This is a genomic window from Pseudomonas kermanshahensis, assembly GCF_014269205.2.
Lineage (GTDB): Bacteria > Pseudomonadota > Gammaproteobacteria > Pseudomonadales > Pseudomonadaceae > Aquipseudomonas > Aquipseudomonas kermanshahensis.
In genome coordinates this window covers 1-271 of the sequence record NZ_JABWRY020000022.1, presented here as the reverse complement: position 1 = coordinate 271, position 271 = coordinate 1, and the positions used below count along the sequence as shown (strand labels likewise).

Sequence of the window (271 nt, the reverse complement as noted above, 5' to 3'; positions counted from 1 at the left end):
TTGGAAATTCGAAAACCTGGTTCTGGACAAGACCCCGGTCAGCACCACTGTGACTGACGAGCCGGGTACCCCAGGCAACGAAGGCGATGTGGTCAAAGTCACCATCACCGCTGATCAAGTCTCGGTGGCGGAAAACGTCAAACCGACCTTCACCGTTCACATCAACACCGCGCTGGCTCACGACCTGGTCGTGACCCTGAGCAACAACGCTACCGTCACCATCAAAGCGGGCGAAACCAGCGCGCCATACACCCACGAAGCGCAAGGCGAT

Annotated in this window: 1 protein-coding gene; it reads left to right on the top strand. The window is 57.9% G+C overall.

Annotated elements, in window-relative coordinates:
* Positions 1-271: immunoglobulin-like domain-containing protein (locus HU764_RS27535; protein ID WP_217835032.1), on the top strand; the 271-nt coding region annotated here is incomplete at both ends.